The sequence below is a fragment of the Stenotrophomonas sp. MYb238 genome (assembly GCF_009496535.1).
In the GTDB taxonomy this organism is placed as follows: domain Bacteria; phylum Pseudomonadota; class Gammaproteobacteria; order Xanthomonadales; family Xanthomonadaceae; genus Stenotrophomonas.
Window position 1 is genome coordinate 107,854 of record NZ_WIDL01000004.1, and the last position, 20,102, is coordinate 127,955.

General features: G+C 71.0%; 17 protein-coding genes. 9 read left to right on the forward strand and 8 right to left on the reverse strand.

Annotation, left to right across the window (positions count from 1 at the left end; all coding sequences use genetic code 11):
• Positions 1 to 69: 69 nt before the first annotated feature.
• On the reverse strand, positions 70 to 2,241 hold the full coding sequence (locus CQ393_RS04130) for a methyl-accepting chemotaxis protein (RefSeq protein ID WP_194269588.1): 2,172 nt from the start codon (positions 2,239 to 2,241) through the stop codon (positions 70 to 72).
• A gap of 330 nt (positions 2,242 to 2,571) precedes the next feature.
• On the opposite strand from CQ393_RS04130, the gene CQ393_RS04135 reads away from it, so the two are divergent.
• Positions 2,572 to 3,585: a TIGR00266 family protein gene (locus CQ393_RS04135; protein ID WP_153190361.1), complete on the forward strand. Its 1,014-nt coding sequence runs from the start codon at positions 2,572 to 2,574 to the stop codon at positions 3,583 to 3,585.
• Positions 3,586 to 3,655: 70 nt separating this feature from the next.
• Positions 3,656 to 4,693 carry a patatin-like phospholipase family protein gene (locus tag CQ393_RS04140; protein ID WP_343199549.1) on the forward strand — a complete coding sequence of 346 codons (1,038 nt, stop codon included), beginning with the start codon at positions 3,656 to 3,658 and terminating at the stop codon, positions 4,691 to 4,693.
• Positions 4,694 to 4,980: 287 nt separating this feature from the next.
• Here the strand turns inward: CQ393_RS04140 and CQ393_RS04145 are convergent, their stop codons facing one another.
• Positions 4,981 to 6,210 carry an alginate export family protein gene (locus tag CQ393_RS04145; RefSeq protein WP_153190363.1) on the reverse strand — a complete coding sequence of 410 codons (1,230 nt, stop codon included), beginning with the start codon at positions 6,208 to 6,210 and terminating at the stop codon, positions 4,981 to 4,983.
• A gap of 132 nt (positions 6,211 to 6,342) precedes the next feature.
• The gene (locus CQ393_RS04150; RefSeq protein ID WP_055768812.1) at positions 6,343 to 6,828 is read right to left on the reverse strand and encodes an Lrp/AsnC family transcriptional regulator; all 486 of its coding nucleotides are present in this window, start codon (positions 6,826 to 6,828) and stop codon (positions 6,343 to 6,345) included.
• A 127-nt stretch (positions 6,829 to 6,955) separates the two neighbouring features.
• Here CQ393_RS04150 and phhA point away from each other — a divergent pair, with 127 nt between their 5' ends.
• A complete protein-coding gene (gene phhA / locus CQ393_RS04155; protein ID WP_153190364.1) occupies positions 6,956 to 7,846 on the forward strand; it encodes a phenylalanine 4-monooxygenase in 891 nt (296 codons plus the stop codon).
• 89 nt (positions 7,847 to 7,935) lie between these two features.
• Here the strand turns inward: phhA and CQ393_RS04160 are convergent, their stop codons facing one another.
• Entirely contained in the window at positions 7,936 to 8,649 is a 714-nt protein-coding gene (locus tag CQ393_RS04160) for a hypothetical protein (protein WP_153190365.1), read from the reverse strand.
• Positions 8,650 to 8,768: 119 nt separating this feature from the next.
• Here CQ393_RS04160 and CQ393_RS04165 point away from each other — a divergent pair, with 119 nt between their 5' ends.
• Entirely contained in the window at positions 8,769 to 9,920 is a 1,152-nt protein-coding gene (locus CQ393_RS04165; protein WP_153190366.1) for a histidine kinase, read from the forward strand.
• Entirely contained in the window at positions 9,917 to 10,552 is a 636-nt protein-coding gene (locus CQ393_RS04170) for a response regulator transcription factor (RefSeq protein WP_153190367.1), read from the forward strand. Before CQ393_RS04165 ends, CQ393_RS04170 begins: the two co-directional genes overlap by 4 nt.
• A gap of 150 nt (positions 10,553 to 10,702) precedes the next feature.
• Here CQ393_RS04170 and CQ393_RS04175 read toward each other — a convergent pair whose 3' ends face one another.
• The 4 genes from CQ393_RS04175 to CQ393_RS04190 are packed head-to-tail and all read right to left on the reverse strand — an operon-like array spanning position 10,703 to position 15,184.
• Positions 10,703 to 12,268: a PepSY-associated TM helix domain-containing protein gene (locus CQ393_RS04175; protein WP_153190368.1), complete on the reverse strand. Its 1,566-nt coding sequence runs from the start codon at positions 12,266 to 12,268 to the stop codon at positions 10,703 to 10,705.
• A gap of 7 nt (positions 12,269 to 12,275) precedes the next feature.
• Positions 12,276 to 12,575: a hypothetical protein gene (locus CQ393_RS04180; protein ID WP_153190369.1), complete on the reverse strand. Its 300-nt coding sequence runs from the start codon at positions 12,573 to 12,575 to the stop codon at positions 12,276 to 12,278.
• Entirely contained in the window at positions 12,572 to 12,865 is a 294-nt protein-coding gene (locus CQ393_RS04185) for a hypothetical protein (protein WP_153190370.1), read from the reverse strand. Before CQ393_RS04185 ends, CQ393_RS04180 begins: the two co-directional genes overlap by 4 nt.
• Before the next feature lie 57 nt (positions 12,866 to 12,922).
• Positions 12,923 to 15,184, reverse strand: a complete 2,262-nt coding sequence (locus CQ393_RS04190) for a TonB-dependent siderophore receptor (RefSeq protein WP_343199515.1) — start codon at positions 15,182 to 15,184, stop codon at positions 12,923 to 12,925.
• A gap of 247 nt (positions 15,185 to 15,431) precedes the next feature.
• Here CQ393_RS04190 and CQ393_RS04195 point away from each other — a divergent pair, with 247 nt between their 5' ends.
• Genes CQ393_RS04195 through CQ393_RS04210 form a run of 4 tightly spaced genes read left to right on the forward strand, consistent with a single transcriptional unit; the run spans position 15,432 to position 19,869 of the window.
• Positions 15,432 to 16,154 (forward strand): DUF3348 domain-containing protein, encoded by a 723-nt coding sequence (locus CQ393_RS04195; protein ID WP_153190372.1) that lies wholly within the window; start codon positions 15,432 to 15,434, stop codon positions 16,152 to 16,154.
• Between the two features lie 10 nt (positions 16,155 to 16,164).
• Positions 16,165 to 18,561: a DUF802 domain-containing protein gene (locus CQ393_RS04200; protein WP_153190373.1), complete on the forward strand. Its 2,397-nt coding sequence runs from the start codon at positions 16,165 to 16,167 to the stop codon at positions 18,559 to 18,561.
• A complete protein-coding gene (locus CQ393_RS04205) occupies positions 18,558 to 19,217 on the forward strand; it encodes an OmpA family protein (RefSeq protein ID WP_153190374.1) in 660 nt (219 codons plus the stop codon). Before CQ393_RS04200 ends, CQ393_RS04205 begins: the two co-directional genes overlap by 4 nt.
• Positions 19,207 to 19,869 (forward strand): DUF2894 domain-containing protein, encoded by a 663-nt coding sequence (locus tag CQ393_RS04210; protein WP_153190375.1) that lies wholly within the window; start codon positions 19,207 to 19,209, stop codon positions 19,867 to 19,869. The genes CQ393_RS04205 and CQ393_RS04210 overlap by 11 nt, the downstream gene beginning before the upstream one ends.
• Positions 19,870 to 20,102 lie beyond the last annotated feature (233 nt).

The following is a 20,102-nucleotide window of genomic DNA, read 5'->3' on the forward strand; positions in this document are numbered from 1 at the left end:
GCTTCAGCCGCGAGGGGCTCTCCTGGGAAAGCCCCTTCGCGGCTGAAGCCGCTCCTACGGGTGAATCGCTTACGCTGCCAGGCGCAGGCTGCTGCCGAGGTTGAACGCCGATACCGACTGCATCAGGCTCTGCGCGCGGTCGCGCAGCGAGGTCGCCGCCGCCGCCACTTCCTCCACCAGCGCCGCGTTGCTCTGGGTCACTTCGTCCATCTGCGTGGTGGACTGCGCGACCTGGCTGATGCCGCTGCTCTGCTCGCGGCTGGCCAGCAGGATCTCGGACATGATCGCGGTCACGCCGCCGATGCCGGTGACGATCTCCTCCATCGCCTCGCCGACCCGGTGCACGCGCTCGGTGCCGTTCTCCGCCTTTTCCACCGCGTCGGTGATCAGGTTCTTGATGTCCTTGGCCGCCTCGGCCGAACGCTGCGCCAGGCTGCGCACCTCCGAGGCCACCACCGCGAAGCCGCGGCCGTGCTCGCTGGCGCGCGCCGCCTCCACCGCGGCGTTGAGCGCCAGGATGTTGGTCTGGAAGGCGATGCCGTCGATGACGCTGATGATCTCGGCGATCTGCCGCGAGCTGTGCGCGATCTCGTCCATGGTGACGATCGAGGCCTTGACGATCTCGCCGCCGCGCGCGGCCACGTCGGTGGCGGAATGGGTGATGTCGCCGGCGCGGGCCACGCGCTGTTCGTTGTCGCGCACGGTGGAGGTCAGCTCCTCCATGCTGGCTGCGGTCTCCTCCAGGTTGGCCGCCAGGGTCTCGGTGCGCGCGGACAGGTCCTGGTTGCCGTTGGCGATCTCGGTGGTGGCCAGCCCGATCTGGTCGGCGTCGTCCTTGATCTGCTGGACCAGGCGGTGCAGGTTGGCGACGGTGGCGTTCATGCCGGCGCGCACCTGGCCGAACAGGCCCGGATATTCGGTGTCGATGCGCTGGGTCAGGTCGCCCTGGGCCAGCGCCTGGGCGACCCGCAGCACGTCGCGCAGCCCGGAATCGGTGGTGACGGACAGCCGGTTGAGCAGGCGGCCGATCTCCTGGCCGAAGCCCTGCTTGCCGTCCAGCTCGATGCGGCGGCTGAAATCGCCCTGCCCGGCGCTGTCGGCCAGGGTGCGGATTTCATCGACCAGGCCGGCCAGCACCGCGACCGTGTGGTTGACCGCGCCGGCGGTATGCCCGAACAGGCCAGGGTAGTCCTGCCCGATCTTCTGCGAGAGGTCGCCGGCCGACAGCGCGCCGGACACGCGGCTGATGTCCTGCAGGCCGGCCTCGGTCACGTCGGACAGCTCGTTCAGCAGCCCGGCGATGTCCTTCATGAAGCCGGCGCGGCCGGCGCTGTCCATCTTGACGCTGAAGTCGCCGCGACGGACCGCCGCCTCGGCCATCGACTGGATGTCCGCGACGATGGACTTCAGGCTGCCCTGCATGCCGCGCAGCGAATGCACCAGGCTGGAGGTGTCGCCCGGACGCAGCGCGATGGGCGTCTGCAGGTCGCCGTTGGCGATGCGCTCCACCGCCTTGACCACGTCCTGCGGCTCGCCGCCGAGCTGGCCGATGATGCGCCGGAAGGCGAACAGCAGCGCGCCCAGCAGCACCACCAGGGCGGCCACGATCGAGGTCACGGCAATGCCCGTCCACAGGCCGTTGGCCTTTTCCGCCGCCTGCACCTGGCCTTCGGTCCGCGTGTCCAGCAGCACGAAGAACTCGCCGATCGGCTTCATGATCGCGGCCTTGGTGTCCTGGTAGGCCTGGTCGTGCATGAGCGCGCGCGCGCGTTCCAGGTCGGGCTCGCCTTCGCGGGTGAAGCCGCCGTTGCCGTCGTCGTACCGGCCCTTGACCATGTGCATGGCCGCGTTCTCCACCTTGGCCAGCTCGTTGGACAGGTCTTCGGCCTGCTTGAGCTTGGCGAACTCGGCGGCGGTGAAGCCGGCCTTCTCCATCAGCTTCTGCAGCGAGACGGCCTGGCCGTCCGGACGCGCCTTGCCGCCGTTGCGGACGGCGACGATATCGGCGTACTGCTGTTCGTTGCGCTCGTCGCCGGTGACGACATAGATGCGCGCGAGCCGGGTGAGGTCGTCCGAGCTCTGCCGCAGCTCGTCGGCCAGCATGTAGGAGTCGTAGCGCGTCTGCTGGGCCGCCTTGAGCCGGGCGGCGGTGGCCTTGACCTCGAAGATGGAAGCGAACACCAGGCCGAGGATGACCAGGGTGACGGCGAACAGACTGATGAACAGCGTTTTGATCGACATGAAGTTCCCCTTGAATGAGTGAACGCCCTGACTCATTCCGTCGCCACCGCTCCGCTTTCCCAGGGCGGACGGGGTGGCGCCTTCATGGCTGCCTGTTCAGCAACCACCCGAGCATGGCGGCATTGCCAAGAACTGCGCGGCGCGGCCTCCAGCCCTTCCTCGCGGTGCGGAATCTATCGGCCTTGCGACCGGCCGCTTTAGCGTTGCCACCGAAGAAAAGAATGAATGGAGCGAACCGCGCGCGACACGCACGCGGGGCGATGGCCGACGCATGCGTGGACGGCGTCGGCGCGGCATAGACTGGGCGCTCCTTGCCAGCCAGGTCCGTCCATGAGCCAGTGGTATTTCCACACCCCCGGTCAACCCGATCGCGTCGGCCCGCTCGGCGACGACGACGCCCGCCGCCACGTGCAGCTGCACCGCGACGCGCTGGCCTGGCGCGAAGGCATGCAGGGCTGGCAGCCGGCCGTGTCGCTGCCCGAGTTCGGCGGCCAGGCCGCGCCGCCGCCGATGCCGCCGCCGGTGGGCGGGCGCCGCAACCGCGCCGACGACATCGACTTCCGCATCGTCGGCCATGAGATGCAGTTCGTGGAGATCGAGCTGGACCCGGGCGAGAGCGCCATCGCCGAGGCGGGCGCGCTGATGTTCAAGGACGCGGCGGTGCAGATGGACACCGTGTTCGGCGACGGCCGCCACGAAAGCCAGGGCGCCGGATTCATGGACAAGCTGCTGTCGGCCGGCAAGCGCGTCATCACCGGCGAAAGCCTGTTCGCCACGCTCTACACCCACACCGGCCAGGGCAAGGCCAAGGTCGCCTTCGCCGCGCCCTACCCCGGCACCGTGCTGCCGATGAAGCTCGACGAGCACGGCGGCAGGCTGATCTGCCAGAAGGACAGCTTCCTGGCCGGCGCGCGCGGCGTGCAGGTCGGCGTGCACTTCCAGCGCAAGGTGATGACCGGCCTGTTTGGCGGCGAGGGCTTCATCATGCAGAAGCTCGAAGGCGACGGCTGGGTGTTCGTGCATGCCGGCGGCTGCGTGGTCGAGCGCGAGCTGGCCGCCGGCGAGCGCATCGACGTGGATACCGGCTGCGTGGTCGCCTACCACGCCGGCGTGGACATGGACGTGCGCCGCGTGGCCGGGCTGAAGAGCATGTTCTTCGGCGGCGAGGGCGTGTTCCTGGCCACCCTCACCGGCCCGGGCAAGGTGTGGCTGCAGTCGCTGCCGTTCTCGCGCCTGGCCGGACGCATGTTCGCGGCCGCGCCGCAGGGCGGCGGCCAGAGCCGCGGCGAGGGGTCGGTGCTGGGCGGGCTGGGACGCATCCTGGACGGCGACAACCGGTTCTGACCGCGCGGGCCGTTGGCCCGCGGTTTGGCCGGTTGCCGCTATGCTTGCGCCCTTTCCCGCACACCCATTCATCATGAAGCCGCGCAACGCCCGCCTGCTGCTGTCCCTGTCCCTGTTCGGCCTGCTGGCCGGGTGCGGGGGCGAGAACGTGAAGTCCGCGGCGCCGATGGCGGCCACGCCGGTCGCACCGGGCAAGCCGGTGAAGATCGGCGTGGCGCTGGGCGGCGGCGCGGCCAAGGGTTTCGCCCATATCGGCGTGATCAAGATGCTGGAGGCCAACGGTTTCGAACCGGTGGTGGTGTCCGGCACCAGCGCCGGCAGCGTGGTCGGCGCGCTGTACGCCAGCGGCATGAACGCCTTCGACATGCAGCAGAAGGCGGTGTCGCTGGACCAGGCCAGCATCCGCGACGTGCGCCTGTTCTCCGGCGGACTGATCCAGGGCCAGAAGCTGCAGGACTACGTCAACGCGCAGGTGGGCAACAAGCCGGCCGAACAGTTGAAGAAGCCGTTCGCGGCGGTGGCCACGCAGCTGGAGAACGGCGAGCGCGCGGTGTTCGTGCGCGGCAACGTCGGCCAGGCGGTGCGCGCGTCCAGTTCGGTGCCGGGCGTGTTCGAACCGGTCACCATCGGCGGCAAGACCTTCGTCGACGGCGGCGTGGTCAGCCCGGTGCCGGTGGACGCCGCGCGGCAGCTGGGCGCGGAGTACGTCATTGCCGTGGACATTTCCAGCAAGGCCAGCGGCCAGCGGCCGACCAGCCTGCTGGGCGCGGTGAACCAGTCCATCGCCATCATGGGCCAGCGCCTGGGCGAGCAGGAACTGGCGCGCGCCGACGTGGTGATCCGCCCGCAGGTGCTGGACATCGGCGCGGCCGATTTCGAGCAGCGCGGCCGCGCCATCCTCGAGGGCGAGAAGGCGGCGATGGCGGCGATGCCGCAGATCCGCGCCGGCATCGCCCGCCTGCGGCAGGCGCACGCGGCGGCCGCGCGCGATGCCGACGCGCGCGCCAGTGCCGCGGCGACCGAGGCCTACCAGCGCTGCCTGGACGGCCGTTCGCGGCTGGACAAGCTACGCGGCAAGGAAGGGGACTGCGTTGCGCCTGCGCGCTGAAGCGGCGAGCGGCGTTTAATCCAGCGGGTCATCCGAAAGCCTCCGGATCTTCTGCGCGGCGGCTCCCGGTGCAGGTGCGGCCAGGGCATCGCCGGGAAGCGCGGTCGCGGCTGACGTCATCCCGGCAGGGACTGGCGCGGGCGCGAATGCCATCCTGGCCGGCTCGCTGTGCGGGCCGGCGTCTTGGGAACGCGCTTCGATGCACGAGGGTTTTCCGGTAAAGCTTCATCGCGCACTGAAGTGCGCTCCTACGGTGTGCTCTTACGGAGCGCGCCGGCGATGCGCTCCTACGAGCGGGTGTACTGCAGCTGCACCCAGAGCTTGTCGGCGTCGCGCGTGCGCAGCTCGTCGCTGCTGCGGTAGCGCGCGGCCTTGAGCAGCACGCTCAGGCCCTTCAGCTGCGGAACGGCGCGCTCCCACGACAGGTCGAACTCGCGTCCGTAGCGATGGCTGCCGCGGTCGCTGCGGAAGTCGTGGTACATCGCCTGCGCCTTGCCGCCGGCCAACGGCAGCGCCACGCCCGCGTAGGCATCGCGCAGGCCGTCGGCCGGGGTGGTCAGGAACTGGTCGGCCCAGCCCTGGAAGGCGTGCTTGGTGGCCAGCGGCGTCTGGAAGGCGCGGTTGCCGGGTCCGCCGTGGCCGGCGCCGAGCACTTCGTAACCGAGCGTGCTCCTGACGTTGCCGGCGGCGTGGCTGGCCTCGCCCAGCCAGTAGCGGCTGTCCAGCGACCATGGATTGCCGTGGCCGTCGACCTGCCGCGCATGCTCCAGCACGTAGCCGAAGGCGCCGTGGCTGCCCTGCAGGCGCAGGCCGGTGGTGTCGCTCGACAGCGTGCCGCGCGGCGCGCCGGCCGCCACCGCCGCGTTCTCCAGGTCCAGGCGGTAGTGGTAACCGGTGAGCGCCAGCGCCGCGCCGGGCGCGAACCGTGCCTGCAGCAGGTGGCTGTCGCCGTGGATGTTGGCCGGCGCGGTGAGGCTGGGCGTGGCCGGTTCGTCGGGGCCGAACACGGTGTTGATGTTGCCCACGTAGGCGTAGGTCAGTTTCCAGCGCGTATCCGGCGCCCACTCGGCCATCGCGCCGTCGTAGGTCTGCTCGTTCTGGCGCCAGCCGGAGCCGCCGACGAAGCGCTGGTTGCCAAGGTTGATGCGCTGCCGGCCGACCTGCACGTTGCCGCGCGCGCCGTCGTAGCGCAACAGCGCCTGGTTGAGTTCGGCGTAGTCCGGGTCGGCCACCGTCGGGTATCGGGTGCGGCCGTTGCGGGTGTCGTTGAAACGCTCGCCGACCAGGTGGGCCACGCCATCGACCTCGCCCAGCGCCGACCAGCCGTGCCAGCGCGCGGTGCGATAGCCCAGCCGCAGGCGTGCGGTGTGGGCATCGGCGTCGCGGGCGAAGCCGTCCTGCCCGACATGCTCGTAACGGTAGCGCAGGTCCAGCAGCGGCGTGCCGCCGGCATCGGCCGCCAGCGCCGGGGCGGCGGCCAGCAGCAGGGGCAAGGCGTGGAGGAGGCGGATCGACATGGCGGGCTCTCGTGGGGGGTGGCGCCATCCTCCGCGCCCGCTCCCACGGCCACCATGATGCGGATCAAGCCGGCGTCGATCGCATCCTGATCCAATGTGCGGCTGCCCCGCCGGCCTGCGCGCCGGCCGGCATCAGCCGCGGCCGAGCTGCGACAGCGGCAGCGCGCGGAACTCCTTGACCGTGCGCAGCACGAAGCTGGAATTGACGTCGGCCACGCCGGTGGCGTCGAGCAGCTTGTCCAGCAGGAACGCGGAGAAGTGGTCCAGGTCGCGCACGTAGATGTGCAGCAGGTAGTCCATGTCGCCGGTGAGCGCGTGGCAGGCCACCACCTCGTCCCACAGCTGCACCGCCTCGACGAAATGGCCGATCGCCGCCTGCCCGTGCTTGGACAGCTGCACGCGCACGAAGGCCTGCAGGCCCAGGCCGATGGCGCGCGGTTCCAGGCGCGCGCCGTAACCGGCGATCACGCCCTCGGCTTCCAGCCGCTGTACGCGGCGCAGGCAGGCAGAAGGCGACAGGTTCACCCGCGTGGCCAGTTCGGCGTTGGTGGCGCGGCCGTGCTGCTGGATTTCCGCCAGCAGGCGCAGATCGGTGCGGTCGAGGGAGACGGCATTCATTTGTTGCTCCGCAACATCGAATCGACGCAACAATGTTGCGCCATGTCATGCATCTGGCGCAATTTCGCACACCTGTTGCGTGGCCGGCTTTCTACCATCCGGGTGATCCACTTTTTGGAACACCGCCATGGATACGTCCCCGCGCCGCGTAGAACACCATCAGACCGACAAGGGATACGTGCCGGTCTACACCACCGCCGTGGTGGAGCAGCCGTGGGACGGCTACAGCGCCGACGACCACGCCACCTGGAGCACGCTGTACCGGCGCCAGCGCGAGCTGCTGGTCGGCCGCGCCTGCCGGGAGTTCCTCGATGCCCAGGACGAGATGGGCATGAGCGAGCACATGATTCCGCGCTTCGACCAGCTCAACGAAGTGCTGGGCGCGGCCACCGGCTGGACCCTGGTCGGCGTGGAAGGCCTGCTGCCGGAACTGGACTTCTTCGAGCACCTGGCCAACCGCCGCTTCCCGGTGACGTGGTGGATCCGCCGCCCCGACCAGATCGACTACATCGCCGAGCCGGACCTGTTCCACGACCTGTTCGGCCACGTGCCGCTGCTGATGAACCCGGTGTTCGCCGACTACATGGCCGCCTACGGCCGCGGCGGCGTCAAGGCGCACGCCGTGGGCCCGGACGCGCTGCAGAACCTCACCCGCCTGTACTGGTACACGGTGGAATTCGGCCTGATCGACACCGCCGAGGGCCTGCGCATCTACGGCGCCGGCATCGTCTCGTCCAAGGGCGAATCGCTGTACTCGCTGGAATCGGCCGCGCCCAACCGCATTGGCTTCGACCTGGAGCGGATCATGCGCACCCGCTACCGCATCGACACTTTCCAGAAGACCTATTTCGTCATCGACAGCTTCGAGCAGCTGATGGCGGCGACCGAGCCGGACTTCACCCCGATCTACGCGCGGCTGGCCGAGCAGGCGCATTTCCCGGCCGGCGACGTGCAGGACGGCGACCGGGTATTCCAGCGCGGCAGCGGCGAAGGCTGGGCCGACGGCGGCGACGTCTGACCCCACGCCCGTAGGAGCGGCTTCAGCCGCGAAGGGGCTTTGTCGGGAAAGCCCTTTCGCGGCTGAAGCCGCTCCTACTCCCTAAAGCCTCACCTCGGCGCCTGCGCCATCGCGGCGCGCCGGCCACCGTATCTGCGGTCCAGGCGGATGCCGACGATCACCGCCACCACCACCGGCGCCGTCCACGGGAACAGCTCGACCAGCAGCGGCGGCACCGTGGCGTGCGCCTGCAGCCACTGCCACACCGGGCGCATGCCAATGCCGAGGAAGGCGACGTGAGTGGCGATGCCCGCGCCCAGCATGGACTGGTAGTGCTGGCGCAGCGCCCAGTCCGGACGCGAGGGGCCGCGGCGGGCGAACGCCCACATGCGCCAGCCCGCCCACAGGCCGATCATCGAGAAGCCCAGGAACAGCATCTGGCCCTGGCGGACGCCCACCACCAGCGTGGCCAGCGCCAGCAGCAGCATCGGCCACAACGCCAGCTTCCAGCCGATGCGCGCCACCAGCCGCTTCCAGTCGCGCTTGTCGGTAACCGCGCGCCACGCCAGCCAGGCGGCATTGCCGGTGATGGCCATCAGGTAGGCCAGGAACAGCGCCGACAACGGCTGCTGGCGGAAGAAGGCGTACTGCACGGTGATCGGCAGCGCAGTGGCCACGATCGCCGCCATCGCCACCAGGTACACCTTGCCCAGCGCACGGTGGCGCGGCGAGCCCTTCTTCATCAGCGCCGCCGACCAGAAGCCCACCAGCGCGACCACGCCGGCCAGTATGTGCAGTGCGACGAACAACGCGTATCCAGGCATGACGCTCCCTCCGGTGACGGCCGGCGGAATGCGGCGGCCTGTGCACAGGTTCGCGGAACGGCGCTGGCCGCGGCAGTCGCGGTGGTCACTCGTGGACCCTGCCGGAAGTCACTTTCTGCATGCCCCCCCTTGCCGGCGGCGGCCGCGCCCACCAGCATGCGCGCATGGAAATCGGCTCGCAGTCGCGCTGGCGCGGACTACTTCACCCCCTCAACCTGGCCGGCCTGCTCACCTGGTGCGCCGTGGCCTTCACCCTGTCCTATGGCGATGCCGCGTTGCAGCCGTGGCGCTGGGCCTGCGCCCTGCTGTTCCTGACCGCCTTCCTGGTCGCCACCGTGCTGCCGCAGGCGTCCTGGCAACGGGCGGCGCTGCTGCTGGTCGAAGCCGTCGCCGCGCTGGCGCTGGTGCGGCTGGCCCACTACAGCGGCGTGGCGCCGGCGCTGCTGGTGATGCTGGCCGCGCAGGTCGCCGCCACCTGGCCGCTGCGCATCGCACTGCTGGCCGTCGCTGCCTTGAACCTGGGCATGTACTTCGTGCTGCGCGGGGTCAACGAGCATGCCGGCGTGGTGGTGATGATCTTCGCCGGCTTCCAGGCCTTCGCCATGCTCACCACGCACTATGCGCGCAGCGCCGAGCAGGCGCGCGACCGGCTGGCGCTGGTCAATGCCGACCTGCTCGCCACCCGCGCGCTGCTGGCCGAAAGCTCGCGCGACGCCGAGCGCCTGCGCCTGTCGCGCGACCTGCACGATGTCGCCGGCCACAAGCTCACCGCGCTGCGCCTGCAGCTGCGCGCGCTGGCCGGTCAGGCGGACGCGCCGGCCGGGCTGGCGCTGTGCGAACAGCTTTCCGCCGAGCTGCTGGGCGACATCCGCGCGGTGGTGCAGTCGCTGCGCGACGGCGGCGAGCTGGACATCGCCACCGCCCTGCACGCACTGGCCGCGCCCCTGCCGCGGCCGCGGCTGCACCTGCAGCTGGACGACAACGTGCACGTCCACGACACCGCCGTGGCCGAGGCGCTGCTGCGCTGCGTGCAGGAGGCCCTGACCAACAGCGCGCGCCACGGCGACGCGCAGGTGCTGCACGTGGCCCTGCGGCGGCAGGACGGCCGCCTGCTGCTGGACATGCACGACGACGGCAGGCTGCGCGGCGAGCTGCGCGAGGGCAACGGCCTGACCGGCATGCGCGAGCGCGTCGCCGAGCACGGCGGCAGCCTGCGGCTGCAGCGCGGCGCGTCCGGCGCGCTGCACATCCAGGCGGAGTTCGCGGCATGACCGGCGCCCCGCGCATCGCCCTGGTCGACGACCAGGCCCTGATCCGCGCCGGCCTGCGCGCGTTGCTGCAGCAGCAGGGCATCGACATCGCGTTCGAGGCCGACAGCGGCGAAGACCTGCTGGCGCAGCTGCAGCAGCAGCCGGTGCAGCTGATCGTCTCCGACATCCGCATGCCCGGCATGGACGGCATCCAGGCGTTGCAGGCCCTGCGCGGGCGCGGCGACGCCACGCCCTGCCTGTTCCTGACCACCTTCGACGAGAGCGACCTGCTGCTGCGCGCCACCGAGGCCGGCGCACAGGGGTTCCTGCTCAAGGACGCCGCGCCGGAAGACCTGCGCGACGCCATCGTGCGCATCGTCGCCGGCCAGACCCTGCTGCAGCCGGTCAGCACCGACGCGGTGCGCCAGCGCTATCGCTACCACGCCGACGATGCGCCCAAGGAGCTGTTCAGCCAGAAGGAAGTGGCCGTGCTGCGGTTGATGGCCGGCGGCTACAGCAACCGCGAGATCGCCGGCAGCCTGTTCCTGGCCGAGGGCACGGTGAAGAACTACGTCTCGGCCATCCTCGACAAGCTGGACACGCGCGACCGCACCCGCGCGGTGCTCAAGGCGATCACCCTGCGCATCATCTGACCATCGTAGGAGCGGCTTCAGCCGCGACCGGGCGTTACCGGTAAAGCCCGGGTCGCGGCTGAAGCCGCTCCTACGAAGCGCGGCAGACGCCGCACTTCCACGGCCACGTGCGTGATCTCCTCCGGATCGGCGGTGGATCGCGCCTTCCGCTCAGGCCGCCGCCTGCGCCCACACGCTGTCGGCATGGCCCTGCCGCATCCGCCGCCGGGTGCGTTGGGCGATGTAGAGCATCGCCGGCACCGCGGCCAGCGCGGTGGCGTCTACCGGCCAGCTGCCCGGGTGGCTCCAGCTGCCGCCGATGCCCCACAGCCCGGCCAGGCTGCCCAGCGGGATGGCCAGGGTGAACAGCGCGCAGGCCCACAGCAGCTCCACCGCGCCGCGCGCGGTACCGCGTGCGAACGCCCAGCCGACCGCGGCGGAGAACACCGCGTAGTAGATGGCCTGGTGCCAGAACCCCAGGTCCTGCACCAGCGCCGGCAGCCACTTGGCGGCGGCCACGGTGGCCGAGATGCCGGCCACGCTGCCCAGGGCGATGCCCACCGTCAGGCAGCCCAGCACCCGCGCCGAGCGCTTCTGCGCCACGCTCTCGGCGCCGCGCTGCTTCTTCCGCCGCGACTCGATCCACAGCACATTGCCGGTGTAGAACAGCGCCGCGCCGGCCAGCCCCATCAACACGTACAGCCAGCGCATGGCGTTGCCGCCGTAGCTGCCGAAGTGCAGCGCGAAGAAGGCGTTGACCGTCTCGCCCCAACCGTCCATGTGGCCGGGCAGGTCGTGCGGGTCCACGGTGCCGGTGTACGGGTCCAGCGCGGTCTGCATCCAGGTGCGGCCGCGCGCGCCGCGGCGCACGTCCAGGCCGACGACGCTGGCCTCGGCCTGGCCCTGCCGGTTCTGCTGGAAGGTGAAGTTGTGCACGTCGAAACCGGGCAGCTGCGCCTGGACCCGCGCCAGCAGTTCGCGCGCCGGCAGCGGCGCGGCGCCGGTCGGCGGCGCGGCATGCTCGCCCCAGTCGATCTGGCCGCCGTACAGCAGCTTGGCCTGGGTGGCGTAGAACGGGGTGTGCAGGGCGAAGCCGACGCTGGTCAGCGCCATCACCAGGTGGAACGGCAGGCTGAAGATGCCCAGCGCGTTGTGCGCGTCCAGCCACATGCGCTTGAGGTTCCTGCCGATGCGCAGCGCGAACACGTCCTTGGCCAGCGTCGGCAGCAGCACGATCAGCCCGGACAGCAGCGCCACCGCGTAGGCCAACGCCACCAGTCCCATGATGACGCGGGCCACGGTGTCCGGCAGCGGCAGGCCGACGAACTGGTGCATGCGGTCCACCAGCGCGGCGGCCTTGGCCTTGCGCAGCTTTTCGGTCTGCAGGCTGCCATCGGCGGCGAAGCTGGCGCCGTATTCCACCAGTTCGCGCGGGCCCTTGCCGCGCTCGGCCCAGATCACCCGCGCCGGCTGCTCGGGCGAGGGATCGATGACGATCGAATGGCGCCTGGCCGCCTGCGGATGCCGGGCCAGCACCGCGGCCAGCAGCTTTTCGGCATCCTCCAGCGGCGGCGGCGCGGCCAGCGCCGAGGGCGGCGTGGCCCAGCGCTCCAGCGGCTTCTCGAACATGGTGACCGCGCCGGCGTAGAAGGCGATGAACAGCATCAGCCCGCAGACGATGCCGACCCAGATGTGCACGTCCTTGTAGACCTTGATGATGTCGCTGCCGATCTTCATGCCCGTCTCACCCCAGCCACGCTTTCAACGCCCACAGCAGGCCGAATGCCGCCACCGTCGCCAGCCCCAGCCACGACCAGGCGCGGCGGCCATCGCGGAACAGGAAGACGAAGCCCAGCACCGTGGCCCACAACGGCGGGATCATCCACATGTTGAACTGGATCTTGCCCTCGCCGCCCAGGCCGCCGGGGGTGAGCAGGGCGATCACCCCGCTCAGCGCCACCGCCAGCGCGTAGCCCAGCACCAGGCCGGCCATGGTCTTGCCGAACCAGTGGCGGCTCTGCAGCCGCTCGCGCGGCGCGTTCATGCCGCCCCCCGCGCACGCACGCGGGCGCGCCAGGCGCCCAGGAACGGCGCCAGCGACCAGACGAACATCAGCAGCACGCACCAAGCGAACACCGCCTCCAACGGCGCCAGCAGCCGCAACATCGCCAGCAGCGACACCAGCGCGCAGGCCGCGGCCGGCCAACCGCGGCGGCGCGACGGCCACGGCCCGGCCGCGCGCCATTGCTGCTGCGGCGAGGCCAGGTAGGACAGCAGCGCGGCGGCGCTGCCGGAAACGGTTGCCAGCAGGGCAAGCAGGACGGTCGCGGTCATGGCGTCGTTCTCGTCATGGCGCACCCGCCCCCGCATGCGGAGGCGGGCGCAACCCGGTCACCAGGTCCAGCGGGCGTTGGCGGTGATGGTGCGGCCGGTGCCGTACCAGCACGAAGAAGTGCCGGTGCAGGTGGTGACGTAGCGCTTGTCGGCGATGTTGCCGATGTTCAGCGACAGCAGCACGTTGGCCTGCGTCACCCGCGACAGGTCGAAGCGGATCGCCGCATCCCACAGCGTGTACGAGGGGATGTTCAGCGGGTAGCCGGAGCTGATGGTGCCCAAGCTGCTGCCGACGATCAGGGTCTCGCCGTAGTAGCGCACGCCGGTGGCGAGGCTGAAGCCTTCCAGGGCGCCCGACTGGAAGGTGTAGTCCCCCCACAGCGACCCCATCCAGTCCGGCACCATCGCCAGTTCCTTGCCTTCCCACACGGTACCGCTCTTGACCAGTTCCGAATCCATCCGCGACACCGCGCCGATCACGCTGAAGCCATCCAGCGGAGTGACGCGCGCTTCCAGCTCGATGCCCTGCACCTTGGTCTCGCCGGCGCCGATGTAGCAGGCGGTGGTGCCGCCGGCGCCGCAGACATTGCCGTGGTCGGTATCGACGATGGCGTCGTCCTTCTTGCGCAGGTCGTAGGCGGCCAGGGTGAACAGGCCATCGAAGCTGGCCGGCTGGTACTTCACGCCCGCTTCCCATTGCTTGCCGCGGGTCGGGTCGAAGGGCTTGCCGTCGAAGCTGTCCAGCGCGGTGCGGGTCGAGGGCTCGAACGATTCCGCATAGCTCAGGTACGGCGAGAAGCCGCTGTCGAAGGCATACAGCACGCCGACGTTGCCGCTGAAGGCTTCGTTCTTCAGCCGGGTGGTGGCCGAACGCGGCTGGCAGGCGCCGCTGCCGGAGCAGGACTGGCTCCAGGATTCGTCCCTGAACCAGTCATAGCGGCCGCCGAAGGCGAGGCGCCACTTGTCCAGCGCGATCTGGTCCTGCGCGTACACGCCGGTCTGGCGGGTCCTGCCGCCGCTCAGGCCGATGCTGTCGGGGAAGCCCGACGGCAGGCCGGTATGGATCGGGTTGAAGATGTCGATCGGCTTGGGGTTGCGCGGGTCGGTGGGGGTCGAGCGCGGCCCCTGCAGGCGGCTGCCGGTCTGGTCGCCGCGGCGCCAGTCGACCCCGAGCAGCAGGGTGTGTTCGGCCGCGCCGGTGTTGAACCTGCCGGTGAGGCGGTTGTCGATGCCGTCGGTATCGGCATCGCCCAGGCCGGAGGCCTGGCGGCGCGCCTGGGTGTGGCCATCGGCATTGAGCGCACCGTTGGTGACGATGCCGCGGTACAGCGAATCCACGTGCATGTGCCGCGCGCTCTGGCTGAAGTTCCAGTGCTCGTTGAAGGCATGCTCGAACAGCCAGCCGGCGTGCCAAACGGTGGCGTCCCAGGTGTCGAACTCCGGCTCGCCGATGAAGGTGGTGTTCTTCATGTAGCCGTACCGGGTCGGGACCAGGGTGCCGTCCATCGGCAGGAACTGGTAGGTGCTGCCGCCGTCGTCCTCCTGGTAGTAGCCCAGCAGGGTCAGGCGGGTCTTGTCGGCGATCTGCCAGGTGTAGCTGGGCGCCAGGAACCAATGCTGCTGCTTGACCGTATCGATCTGGGTGTCGCCGTCGGCGTAGCGGCCGACCAGGCGGAACAGGTGGCGGTCGTCGTCGGTGCCGGTACCGACGTCGAACGCGCTGCTCCAGGTACCGTGGCCGTCCACACCCAGCTGCAGCACCTGGCGCTGGCCCGGCTCGGGGGTCTTGCTGACCTGGTTGACCATGCCGCCGGGGGCGACCTGGCCGTACATCACCGCCGACGGGCCTTTCAGCACCTCGACCCGTTCGATGTTCCAGGTGTCGATCTTGCCGCGGTTCCACGCACTGCCCTGCGGCGGAGCGCGCAGGCCGTCCACGGTCATCTGCCCGCTTTCGCTGCCGGCGTTGAAGCCACGGATGCGGAAGTCGTCGTAGCGGTTGTCGGAGCCGGAGCTCTCCAGCATCACGCCGGCGACGTAGCGCATGGCCTCGTTGAGGTTGACGACCCCGCGCGCGTCCAGCTCCTCGCGGGCGATGACCGACACCGACTTGGCGGTCTCGGCGATCGGCGTGTCGGTCTTGGTGGCGCCGGAGGTGTGGGTGGTGACGCGGTAGGCATTGACCTGCACCGCGTCGAGCGTGCGTGCGTCGTCGGCGACGGCCTCGTCGGCCAGCGCCGCCAGCGGGGACAGGGAAAGGGCGATGGCCAGCGACAGCGCGGCTGGCCGGAACGCGGCGTTACGGAAGGAGGCGGGCACGGTTAGCAACCTGAACGAAGTGGGGGAACGATGGCCGGCGATGGACCGCGGCCGATCATCGGAATTATAGCAAATGAAAATCATTACCAACAAAGCGACACTATGACGCACCCGCCGCCTGCCACCGCCGCCGCGGGTTGGCGCATTCACCATCGCCGGCCACCGGCGCTGGCCGCGCATGAAGGCCGGCGCCGCCGTCCCGCCGCCGCGGCCGTGTAAAATTCGCGGTTTTCCGCAGTCAGGACCCATGGCGAAAGCTTCCACACGGGCGCCCGTGCTGGGCCCGGCGTTCATTCGCCTGCTGGCCCGCTTCGGCGACGCCGACCTCCCGCGCACGCCGCCGGTGCTGACCGAGCGGCTGGCGCAGTGGTTCGACTGGAACCGCGCCATCACGCTGTCGCGCGCGCTGGACAACCGCCTGCCCGAGGCCGAACCAGGCGCCGGTTTCGACGACGCCCAGGACGCCGAATGCGCGCGCCTGCGGCAGACGCTGCTGGACACCATCGAGGCCGACGTCGACCTGTCCGCGCCGCGGCGCAAGGACGCCAGCGCCGCCGGCGTCGATCCCGGCTACCTGCCCTACCGCCAGCACTGCCTGGCCGCGCAGCGCGCGATGCAGGCGACCACCGGCCTGCTGCGCGGGCGCCTGCGCGACATGCTGGCGCTGCAGTCGCCCACCAAGGCGCGGCTGGCCGAGGTCGATGCGGTGATGGAGGCCACGCTCAGCCCGCGCGAACAGGCGCTGCTGGCGGTGGTCCCGGGCCTGCTCGGCCTGCACTACCAGCGCCTGCGCGATGCCGGCGCCTCCGGTTCCACCGGTGCCGACGCGCCGGACGACACCCCCGCGGCTCCCGCCACCGGCCCCTGGCTGGCACGGTTCCGCCAGGACATGCGCACCGCGCTGCTGGCCGAACTGGAGGTCCGCTTCCACCCCATCGACGGCCTGCTCGCAGCGCTGCGTACCGAGTAACCGCATCCCCATGTCCAGAAACCCCATCGTTCCCGTCGTGTTCCTTGCCGGCCTGCTGGCCGTGTGCTGGATCGGCATCGGCTACCTCGGCAGCCATCCGCTGGCCGCCGCCGTCGCCGCGCTGATCGCCACCTGCTACCTGGTCGGCGCCTTCGAACTGCTGCGCTACCGGCAGGCCACCGCCACCCTGGTGCAGGCGCTGCCGTCGCTCGGCGAGGCTGCCGGCGATCTCGACGGCTGGCTGTCGCGCCTGCACCCGGGCCTGCGCAACGGCGTGCGCCTGCGCATCGCCGGCGAGCGCGCCGGCCTGCCCGCGCCCGCGCTGACGCCCTATCTGGTCGGCCTGCTGGTGCTGCTGGGCATGCTCGGCACCCTGCTCGGCATGATGGCGACCCTGCGCGGCACCGGCCTGGCGCTGGAAAGCGCCAGCGACCTGGACGCCATCCGCAGTTCGCTGGCCGCGCCGGTCAAGGGCCTGGGCTTCGCCTTCGGCACCTCGATCGCCGGCGTCGCCACCTCGGCCGCGCTGGGCCTGCTGTCGGCGCTGCTGCGCCGCGAGCGCGCGCAGGCCGTGCAGCAGCTGGACGCGGGCATCGCCACGCAGCTGGAACACCTGTCGCAGTCGGTGCAGCGCCGCGAGACCTTCCGCCTGCTGCAGGAACAGAACGCGCTGATGCCGGCGCTGGTCGAGCGCCTGCAGACCCTGGCCGAGACGCTGGAGCGCCAGCAGCGCGACGCGGGCGAACGCCTGCACGGCAGCCAGCAGGAATTCCACCAGCGCAGCGAAGCGGCATGGACGCAGCTGGCCGCGTCGCTGCAGCAGGCGCTGCGCGAGGGCATCGCCCAGCAGGCCAACGCCGTCGGCGCCGCCCTGCAGCCGGTGGTGGATACCACCATGGCCGGCCTGGCGGAGAAATCCGGCCAGCTGCACGCGGCCATCGAACAATCCGTGCGCCGCCAGCTCGACGGCCTGGACAGCGCCGTGCAGGGCGCGGCCAGCGCCGCCCGCGACAGCTGGAACGCCGCCGTCGCCGAGCAGCAGCGCGGCAACAGCGCCCTGGCCGACAGCCTGCAGCAGGCGCTGCAGCAGTTCGCCGGCACCTTCGAGCAGCGCTCGGCCGCGCTGGTCGATGGCGTGGCGGCGCGGCTGGAAGAAAGCACCGCCCGCACCGCCGGGACCTGGGACAGCGCGCTGGCCCGCCAGCACGAAGCGCACGACGCACTGGCCCAGCGCAACGAACAGGCGCTGGCCGCCGCCTCCGCCCGCTTCGACCAGCACGCGCGCACGCTGGTCGATACCCTGCAGCAGTCGCACGGCGAGCTGCAGTCGGCGCTGGCCGCGCGCGACGAACAGCGGCTGGCGCAGTGGTCGCAGTCGCTGGCGGCGATGCTCGCCACGCTGGACGAAAGCTGGCAGCGCAACGGCGCGCAGGTCGCGCAGCAGCAGCAACAGGTCTGCGATGCGCTGGCCCGCACCGCGGGCGAGGTTTCGGCCCAGCTGCAGGCCGCGGCCGGCGGCGCGCTGGACGGCATCGCCGGCAACGCGCAGGCCTTGACCGACGCGGCCGCGGCCTTCGCCCAGCGCAGCGACGCAATGATCGACGCATTGCAGCGCGCGCACGGCGAACTGCAGGACGCCTTGCAGGCGCGCGACGCCGAGCGCCTGGCGCAGTGGCGCGATGCCTTCGCCCAGCTGACCGGCGAGTTCGGCCAGCGCTGGGAACAGAACAGCGCCCAGGTCGCCGCGCAGCAGCAGCAGGTCTGCGACACCCTGGCGCAGACCACCCAGGCGATCCACGCGCAGGCGCAGGCACAGGCGCGCGATACCCTGGCCGAGATCGCGCGGCTGGTCGCCACCGCGTCCGAGGCGCCACGCGCCGCCGCCGAAGTGGTCGCCGAGCTGCGCCAGAAACTGTCCGACAGCATGGTGCGCGATACCGCCACCCTGGAAGAACGCGGCCGCCTGCTGGAAACCGTGCAGACCCTGCTCGACGCGGTCAACCATGCCTCGACCGAGCAGCGCGGCGCCATCGATGCGCTGGTCTCCACCTCGGCCGACCTGCTGGAACGCGTCGGCAACCGCTTCAGCGCGCAGGTCGAAGGCGAGGCCGGCAAGCTCGACAGCGCCGCCGCGCACGTCACCGGCAGCGCGCTGGAAGTGGCGAGCCTGGGCGAGGCGTTCGGCGGCGCGGTGCAGGCGTTCGGCGACTCCACCACCGCGTTGAGCGAACGCCTGCAGGCCATCGAGGCGGCGCTGGACAGGTCGCTGGCGCGCAGCGACGAGCAGCTCGCCTACTACGTGGCGCAGGCGCGCGAGGTGATCGAGCTGAGCATGCTGTCGCAGAAGCAGATCATCGGCGAACTACAGCAGCTGGCCGGCGCGCGCGACGGAGCCGGCGCCGCATGAGCGACGAGATCGAGTTCGACGCCGACTCCAGCGCCACCACCTGGGCCGCGTTCGGCGACCTGATGTCGGTGCTGCTGGGCGCGTTCGTGCTGATCCTGGCCAGCGTCATCGGCATCCAGCTGCTGCTGCACAACCGCCTGGACGAGGAAGTGAAGCAGCGCCAGGCCGAGGCCGCGCGGTTGAAGACGCTGGAACAGGCGCTGGCCGCGCCGCTGGCCGCCGGCCGCGTGACCGTGATCGACGGCCGCATCGGCATCAGCGGCAGCGTGCTGTTCGCGCTCAATTCCGACCAGCTGCAGCCGGAAGGGCGCGAGCTGCTGGGGAGCATCGCCGGGCCGCTGCGCGACTACCTGTCCGCGCGCGACGAGATCCTGATGGTCAGCGGCTTCACCGACAACCAGCCGGTGCGTGCGGCCAATGCCCGCTTCGCCGACAACCTCGAACTGTCGGCGGCGCGCGCGCTCACCGTCACCCGCACCCTGATCGCCGACGGCGTGCCGTCGTCGTCGGCGTTCGCCGCCGCGTTCGGTGCCGAGCAGCCGGTGGGCTCCAACGACGACGAGGCCGGCCGCGCGAAGAACCGCCGCGTGGAGATCGCGCCGATCCCGCGCCGCACGTCCAATGAAAAGCCCGACGGCAAGGCCGATGCCCACTGAAGCCGGCGACGTCCACGCGCGGCTCGAGGCCTGGCGCCGACAGGGCGCCGACCGCATCGATCCGCTGCGCTTTGCGCTGATGACCGCGCTGGCGCAGCGCGCGGCGCGCCACGACGGCGCGCTGCGGCAACGCCTGGACGCGCGCCTGCGCGAGCTGGCCGACGCCTATGCCGCGCTGCCGCCCCGCCCGCAGGTGGCGGAATCGCCGCGCGGCACGGGTGCCAGCCCGCTGAAACAACTGCTGGACCGGTTCGGCAATACGCCGCGGCCGGATGCGCCGGCGCAGGTGGCCGCCGTGCTTGCGCCCGGCGAAGCCGGCGACGCCACGCCCGCCGCCGACCTCGCCGCGCCGATGCCGGTGCTGGACGAGTTCCAGCAGTTGTGGACCCGCATCCGCATCGACGGCCTGCTGCGCCGATGCCTCGACGGCCTGCCCGAGGACGCCGGCCCGCTGCATTCCAGCGTGCTCACCTATCGCGCGATGGCGCTGATGCGCGAGGTCTGCCCGGACTACCTGCAGCACTTCGTCGCCTATACCGACGCGCTGTCGTGGCTGGAGCAGCTCGGCGGCAGCGCGGCCGCCGGCGGCGACGCCGATGGCGCGGCCAGTCCGCGCAGACCCGCACGCACGGGCGGACGCAGGAAGAAGTAGGCCGCACCTGTCCACTCTCGTGTCGTGGACTGTCACATCACTTGGCGCACGTACGTCACACTGCTTCCCGGCCCCGGCTCCCTGCCACGATGGCGAGAACTTCCATGAAGAACCCTGTGTTGCTGTCCTGCACGACACTCCTGCTGTGGAGCCTGTGCGCTGGGGTCCAATCGGCCCCGGCATCCATTTCCGCCGCGACGCCGGCATCCGCGCTCCAGGCACGCATTTCCAGA

What these genes read in the sequence shown, in the direction of transcription:
- CQ393_RS04130 (WP_194269588.1), bottom strand. Translation starts at nt 2,241, where the DNA reads ATGTCGATCAAAACGCTGTTCATCAGTCTGTTCGCCGTCACCCTGGTC.
- CQ393_RS04135 (WP_153190361.1), top strand. Translation starts at nt 2,572, where the DNA reads ATGAGCCAGTGGTATTTCCACACCCCCGGTCAACCCGATCGCGTCGGC.
- CQ393_RS04145 (WP_153190363.1), bottom strand. Translation starts at nt 6,210, where the DNA reads ATGTCGATCCGCCTCCTCCACGCCTTGCCCCTGCTGCTGGCCGCCGCC.
- CQ393_RS04150 (WP_055768812.1), bottom strand. Translation starts at nt 6,828, where the DNA reads ATGAATGCCGTCTCCCTCGACCGCACCGATCTGCGCCTGCTGGCGGAA.
- phhA (WP_153190364.1), top strand. Translation starts at nt 6,956, where the DNA reads ATGGATACGTCCCCGCGCCGCGTAGAACACCATCAGACCGACAAGGGA.
- CQ393_RS04160 (WP_153190365.1), bottom strand. Translation starts at nt 8,649, where the DNA reads ATGCCTGGATACGCGTTGTTCGTCGCACTGCACATACTGGCCGGCGTG.
- CQ393_RS04165 (WP_153190366.1), top strand. Translation starts at nt 8,769, where the DNA reads ATGCCCCCCCTTGCCGGCGGCGGCCGCGCCCACCAGCATGCGCGCATG.
- CQ393_RS04170 (WP_153190367.1), top strand. Translation starts at nt 9,917, where the DNA reads ATGACCGGCGCCCCGCGCATCGCCCTGGTCGACGACCAGGCCCTGATC.
- CQ393_RS04175 (WP_153190368.1), bottom strand. Translation starts at nt 12,268, where the DNA reads ATGAAGATCGGCAGCGACATCATCAAGGTCTACAAGGACGTGCACATC.
- CQ393_RS04180 (WP_153190369.1), bottom strand. Translation starts at nt 12,575, where the DNA reads ATGAACGCGCCGCGCGAGCGGCTGCAGAGCCGCCACTGGTTCGGCAAG.
- CQ393_RS04185 (WP_153190370.1), bottom strand. Translation starts at nt 12,865, where the DNA reads ATGACCGCGACCGTCCTGCTTGCCCTGCTGGCAACCGTTTCCGGCAGC.
- CQ393_RS04195 (WP_153190372.1), top strand. Translation starts at nt 15,432, where the DNA reads ATGGCGAAAGCTTCCACACGGGCGCCCGTGCTGGGCCCGGCGTTCATT.
- CQ393_RS04200 (WP_153190373.1), top strand. Translation starts at nt 16,165, where the DNA reads ATGTCCAGAAACCCCATCGTTCCCGTCGTGTTCCTTGCCGGCCTGCTG.
- CQ393_RS04205 (WP_153190374.1), top strand. Translation starts at nt 18,558, where the DNA reads ATGAGCGACGAGATCGAGTTCGACGCCGACTCCAGCGCCACCACCTGG.
- CQ393_RS04210 (WP_153190375.1), top strand. Translation starts at nt 19,207, where the DNA reads ATGCCCACTGAAGCCGGCGACGTCCACGCGCGGCTCGAGGCCTGGCGC.